Genomic DNA, 7,103 nt, shown 5'->3' with positions numbered 1-7,103 from the left:
AATTGATTCAAAATTTCCAAGAGAAGACTATGAAAATTACATTAAAGCAAGTGAAAATGGTGATGTTGAATTGATGAAGGCTTATCAAATACAGATGAAAAATCGAGTGCTATCAGAGGCGAAGGATATTTCATCAAAGTACATTAATCCTCCAAAAACTACTGACTTTGCTATTCTATTTTTACCAACAGAAAGCTTATATGCAGAAATATTATCAATCCCAGGTTTTACCGATACTCTTCAAACACAATATCGTGTAACGGTTGCTGGACCAACTACTTTGGCAGCGCTCATTAATAGTCTTCAAATGGGCTTTCGAACCCTCGCTGTAGAAAAAAGAAGTCATGAAGTTTGGAAGTTATTTGCAGGAATGAAGAAGCAATTTGGTTACTTCGCTGATAGCGTTGATAAAGCATTAAAGAGTATCGATAGTGCTTCCTCAAAGCTAAGTGATGTTTCTTCAAGAACTCAAAAGATTTCCCTTAAACTTTCAAGCATAGAGCTCCCTGAGGAAGATAAAAATAGTGATGTGCTTCAGCTAAATGAATAATTAATAATTATGTATTATTATTAAAATTAGTGAATTTAAATTTAGTAATTTCTATCTTTAAGTATTAATTTAACTAGTTATAAAATAAATACTTATTTTAAGATAATACTTAATTATTTAGCTTTAATAAGTTTGAAATTTTATAGAAAATTATATGTATATTTATGCAATATATTGACGATTTATTGCTAAATGTATATATTTCTTTTTCAAGAGGTGAAACATATGAAATTAAAGGGCCGCAGTTTTCTTACATTAAAAGATTATTCAAAGGAAGAGATCATGTATTTGATCTCATTAGCACAAGAGTTAAAAAAGAAGAAGTATGTAAAGCCATGTGATCCAGGTGTAATGGGACATTTATTATCTGGCAAAAACATCGTATTACTTTTTGACAAAACTAGTACTCGTACCCGTTGTTCATTTGAAGTAGCCGCTTATGATGAAGGTGCTGGAGTAACATACTTAACAAACTCTCAGATGGGTAAAAAGGAATCGTTAGAGGATACAGCAAATGTACTTGGTCGTCTTTATGATGGTATTGAGTATAGAGGTTTTGCTCACTCTGTTGTTGAAGATCTAGCAAAGTATTCAGGGGTACCTGTATGGAATGGTCTTACTGATGATGATCATCCAACTCAGGTTTTAGCAGATTTCTTAACTGCAAAGGAGCACATCAACAAGCCTCTCGATCAAATGAAAATGGCATATGTTGGTGATGGTAGAAATAACGTTGCAAATGCACTCTTTATTGGTGCAACAAAGATTGGAATGGATTTCGCAATTGCAACTCCTGAAAGCTTATACCCTGCTCAAAGTTTAGTTAATGAATGTACAGCTTTTGCAAAAGAAAGCGGAAGTAAAATTACAATTACTTCTAATATCGAGGAAGCTGTAAAAGATGCTGATATCATTTACACTGATATTTGGTGCTCAATGGGTGAAGAAGATAAGATGGCAGAGCGTATTGCTCTTTTAAAGCCTTACCAAGTAAATAAAAAGGTAATGGAGATGACCGGTAATCCTGATTGTATTTTCGAGCACTGCTTACCTTCATTCCATGACTTAAATACAACAACAGCTCAGATGGTTAAAGAGAAGTTTGGCCTTGATGAGATGGAAGTAACAGATGAAGTATTCAGAAGCAAAAACAGTGTTGTATTTGATGAGGCTGAAAATAGAATGCATACTATTAAAGCTGTAATGGTTGCTACTATTTCTGATTCATTAAGATATTAATTCACAAATTGGGAGTCTTTTTGACTCCTAATTATTTATCCCAATTAATATCATGCTATTGATTGATGCAGTAGTATACTTTCATTTGTAAAACCAATTAGATAATGGTTTAATGACACTCTATAACAGTGCCCTAATTTTGAGTTACGTCCAAAAGACTTAACAATAAAGGTATTTTAAAAGATAATCAGATGGCAAGGAAAGTCATTTTAAAGCTACACGATAAACAGTTGTTGGTATTGCTTCAAGATTAAAAAAAGAAATAGATAATAGATTTATTATACTATGGTCCTAAAAAAAGAATAAAAATAGGTAAAACAACTAAGGCAGGAGCAAAATGCTCCCTTAAAAAGAAGTATTACAAAATGTATTACCTACTATATTCTTGAATTAAGCTAGCGCAATTTGGGCTTAGCCTGTAGCTGATATTTTAGCGTTGATATTAGCAATTTATCTTTATTTTATGAAATCTAAAGCATTATTTTGACAATATTGGAAAGATATGACTAATTTGACATTATTAGATTTACTTGTCATTTTTGACATTTTCAAGGTATAATGACTTTATGCCAAAAAAGATTGACCACGAAGAAAGAAAAGTAATTATCTTAAAAAAAGCATTAGAAATCTTTGCTAGAGATGGATATAGAGATAGTAATTTATCAAGTATAGCAGAGGAATGTGGTCTATCGCGTCCTACTTTATATCAGTATTTTAAGGATAAGAAAGAAATATATTACTATGCTGTAAAGCTTATTACAGGAAAGATGTTTACAAAGTATAGTCAAATGGCTTGGGATCTTTCCTATGGTAATAGTCTTGATAGATTAACTTGGATTTGCTGTGATATCGTAGACCAAGCAGTAGAGTCAGAAGGTGAGTTACAGTCATTGATGGACGTTATGCTTCAAAGTAAGAGAGAGCATGTAGACTTTTCTGATATCATTATGAGAAGAACAGCGAAACTTACTATCCTTTTTAAGAGATTATTAAATAATGGTATAAAAAAGGGTGAAATTAGCAATAATTGTGATATTGAGATGGTTTCAAGACATTTATTTACTCTACTTGAAGCTTTTTGTTTCCAGATTGCATTCCTTGGGAATTTCTCCGCTTCTGACTCAAAAGTATTCATTTCAACTTATCTTGATTTCTTCCGTATAAAATAAAACCTACTAAAATTGTAGGTTATTTTTTATGGAAGCGGGATCTATTCTTGCAGATCAAGATCCTGAAACATTTTTTACAAAACAGGAAAACCCAAGAATACAAGCTTTTATTATTAAAATTAACAAATAAAATATTGTTGTATTATTCGCTACTTTAAGTTTATGATTTATTTTAAATAAAAAGGGAGAGACTAGAGATGCTACGGCTAATTTGTATAGCAATATATGTATTTATGTCGCTAAGCACCATTTTATTATTTAAAATCTCCCTAAAAAATAAAAGCTTTGAAGCAAAGACTTTTAGATATGCTCTATTATCAACAGTTTTAGTTAACATACTCTATCTTTCTACTATTATAGTAGAGGACTTAAGAGCTGCAACTTGGGTTTATAGCATATATTTTTCTGCTATAGATATCATGATAATGTTGTTGATGAACTATTTCTTTGCACAAGCAAAGAGAGCAAATAGAAATAAGATTTTTAGAGTGATAAGGACATTATTATATTATGCGATAGCAATAGATGTTCTTTTATTAATGAGTAATCCTTTTACCGGCATTGAGGTATCATTTTATGAAGTTACATCACCTTTAGTTGCTTGGGATTTCTCATCTTATCCACTATACAAGGTCCATTTATCTATTTGCTATATATCAATAGCATTAAGCTTTATAGCGCTTTTATATGAATCGTCTCAACAGCCTAAATTATATAAAGTCTTTTATGAACGAATGATGGGCAGTATTTTAGCTGTTGTTTTATTAAATGCTGCATACCTCTTGATGAAGGATATTCTAATAATCGATATTTCAGTAGCCTTTTATAGTATTTTGGGATATTTAGTATATTGGAATTCATTTGAAGCTCGAGATAAATATCTATTAGGAAGACTTCAAACTAGTGTTTTTGAAGAAATTCTTCAGCCTGTATTTTTATTTAGTGATGATAACAAGTTAGTATTTTCAAATAAAAATGCAAAGAGTTTATTACGGATTGATAATTGTGAAACTCTAAATTCTTTTTTAGAGTGCTGTGATTTTGGTGATAATTTATCAGATTTAAATCAAGATAAGCGTTTATATTGGACAAATAGCAAGGTCTCTGATTTTTCATATATTTGTGACTTTAAGGTACTCACTGATAAAAAGAGTAGAGATATTATAGGACGTTTCTTTATCTTTACTGAAAATACATTAGGTGTTGATCTTGTAACAAACTATCATACTCAAGCATATTTCTATCACCATATAAATGAGCTACTAAGTGATGGAAATATCTGTATCGCTGTAAGTGACTTAAATAGATTAACACTATTAAATAACACTGTTGGTAGAGAAGGTGGGGATAAGGCGCTTCATAAACATGCTCAGCTATTAAGAGAAATTATGCCAAGAGATGCTATCTTTGTTCGTTTGCAAGATGCTGTTTTATGCTGTATCTCAAGAATGGTCAACCAAGAGCAGATGAAGGCACTATTAATTAAAGCAAATGAAGAGTTAATCTCTGATAATAGCTTCCCATTCCACCTTTCTTTTAACTTTGCTTTAACTCAAGCAGATAAAGTTTGTGATGTTTCCAAAGCGATTAATAAAATATTATCAATTTTAAAAACTAGAAAGCTTCTTGATAGTGATTCTGACCACTCATCTGTTATCGATTCGCTACACCAAATGCTTTTAGAGTGTGATACAGAGACAGAGCTTCATGTTAGAAGAACAAGAGAACTTGGAGAAAAACTATCCTACATTCTTGGATTAACAGATTATGAAAGAGACCAGCTTTCATTACTATGTCTTTTTCACGATATTGGTAAGGTAGGTGTTCCTCGTGATATTTTAATAAAGCCTGCTAAGCTAACTGATAGCGAAAGAGAAATAATGCGTACACATGCCGTTAAAGGCTATAGAATTGCTAAGGCAACTCCAGAGCTTAATATCATAGCACCAGCTATTTTACACCACCATGAAAACTGGGATGGTAGTGGTTATCCTGATGGATTGAAATATGAAGATATTCCTTTGCTTTCACGAGTTATTTCTGTTGTAGACTCTTACGATGCTATGGTATCTGATAGACCATATAGAAAGGCTATGAGTCAAGAAAAGGCTTTGAATGAGCTTAAAACTCATGCAGGTACTCAATTCGATCCATATATTGTTGACTGCTTCTTATCGTTAATTACTGGAAATAAAGATATTAGTGTAAAAACTGAAAGCGAAGAACAGTTATTTGATAATCATGAATTAACAAATCTTGTAACTCCTGTTCTATTCTCAAGATATGAAATTGGTCAAGATAATATTATTTTGAACGTCGATAAACAATTTGAACATATGACTGGATACTCTCAATATGATGTTGAGAGGTTAAAGTTAACTCAAAATGATTTAATTTTTGAGGAAGATAGGGAAGCTTATTGGAACCTTGTTAACCAAGAAAGTATAAAAGGTATTGTATACATTGAACATAGAATAAAGCGTTTTGATGGTACTGGTAGATATGTATATTGTACAGGTGTTATTGAAAATGGTCATACAACGGTTATTGTATCTGATATCACAGACTCTGTTTCTGTACAGCTCCAAGTAGGTCTTGCGAGAAATAGGGTAATGATGAGCCTTCATCGCTTAGAGGAATCAAATCAAAAAGATCCTCTAACAGGTGCTTTAAACCGTTCTGCTTTTAAACGCCATGCAGAGCATCTTCTTTCACTTTCGGACTCTAGATACCTTTTACTTATGATTGATATAGATAACTTTAAAAGGTTAAATGATACCTATGGTCACCCAAGAGGTGATAAAGCATTACAAACCCTTGCTCTAATCTTAAAAGAACATCTTCCAGCTGGCTCTCTTTCAGGCAGGATGGGTGGTGATGAGTTCTGTTGTCTCATTAAAATAGATAATAATGATTCACTAGATGATATTAATAAAAAATTAGAGGAGCTTAAGCAAAACATTGTCTCTGGCTTAGCTAATGGAGTTGTTAAACCTACTGTTTCTATGGGAGTAGTTTGTACTCAAAGAGATGCAACAGAGTTTGATATAATCTATGAAAAGGCAGATGAAGAGCTTTATAAAGCTAAACGAGAAGGAAAAAACTGCTTTAAAATTTCAGAATAATTTTCTTGTCGATTATTTCCTCTTTTATTACATTAAGAGCGTGTGAAGCGTTCTCCAAATAATGGAGAGTAATATGGATTTAAATAAATTTACAATTAAAATGCAGGAAGCAATTGAGCGGGCTAATCAATTTGCTGGAGAAGAAAGTCACAGCGAACTTACATCAGCTCATATTCTTATTGCACTTCTTGATCAAAAAGAAGGGGTTATTAGACCTCTTTTAGAGAAGCTAGGAGTTAGTGTTCAGAGTGTTGATTCTTCAATGAGAAATGTACTTTCTAAGCTTCCAAAAGCTTATGGTAACGTACAAAGAAGTCTTTCCCAAAGCTGTTATCAGGACTTAAATCAAGCTGAAAAGATAGCATCCTCTTTCAAGGATGAATATACTAGTGCAGAACATTTTTTACTCGCTCTAGTTGACTCTTCAAGCGTTGAAGGAAATGCATTAAGAGAGCTAGGACTTAAGAAGGAAGAGATTCTAAAGGCGTTAAAGGATATTAGAGGTAATGTAAGAATTACTAACCAAGATCCAGAAGCTAGTTACCAAGTGCTTGAAAAATACTGTAAGGATTTAACTAAAGCTGCTAGAGAGGACAAGCTTGACCCTGTTATCGGAAGAGATGAAGAGATAAGAAGGGTAATGCAAGTTCTTTGTAGAAAGACTAAAAATAATCCAGTTTTAATAGGTGAACCAGGTGTTGGTAAGACAGCTATTGTAGAAGGTCTTGCTCAAAGAATTACGAAAGGTGATGTTCCTGAATCATTAAGGAGTAAGAGGATTCTTTCTTTGGATGTTGGTTCTCTTGTCGCGGGTGCTAAATTCAGAGGTGAATTTGAGGAACGTTTGAAGGGTGTTATCAACGAGGTAACTAAGAGCAATGGAGAGGTTATTCTCTTTATCGATGAACTTCATACAATAGTTGGTGCTGGTGCAAGTGAAGGATCAACCGATGCTTCTAACTTAATTAAACCAGCTCTCGCAAGGGGTGAACTACATGCAATAGGTGCAACTACCTTGGA

The 7,103-nt window shown here is 32.8% G+C and carries 5 protein-coding genes; all 5 read left to right on the top strand.

The features are described from left to right. The coding region (rmuC, locus tag SOY52_RS00105; protein ID WP_320846953.1) for a DNA recombination protein RmuC at nt 1-550 on the top strand (550 nt) is incomplete at its 5' end. Nucleotides 551-775: 225 nt separating this feature from the next. Then, nucleotides 776-1,789, top strand: a complete 1,014-nt coding sequence (gene argF / locus SOY52_RS00100) for an ornithine carbamoyltransferase (protein WP_320846952.1) — start codon at nt 776-778, stop codon at nt 1,787-1,789. Nucleotides 1,790-2,355: 566 nt separating this feature from the next. Next, a complete protein-coding gene (locus SOY52_RS00095; protein ID WP_320846951.1) occupies nt 2,356-2,958 on the top strand; it encodes a TetR/AcrR family transcriptional regulator in 603 nt (200 codons plus the stop codon). A gap of 233 nt (nt 2,959-3,191) precedes the next feature. After that, entirely contained in the window at nt 3,192-6,083 is a 2,892-nt protein-coding gene (locus tag SOY52_RS00090; protein ID WP_320846950.1) for a diguanylate cyclase domain-containing protein, read from the top strand. Between the two features lie 73 nt (nt 6,084-6,156). Further along, nucleotides 6,157-7,103 (top strand): Clp protease N-terminal domain-containing protein (locus SOY52_RS00085; RefSeq protein WP_320846949.1); only part of this gene is annotated, 947 nt, incomplete at its 3' end.

Origin of the sequence: Bullifex sp. (assembly GCF_034103065.1) — a bacterium.
Lineage (GTDB): Bacteria > Spirochaetota > Spirochaetia > Sphaerochaetales > Sphaerochaetaceae > Bullifex.
Note: the sequence above shows the minus strand (reverse complement) of the source record. Positions and strands in the feature narration are given on the sequence as shown.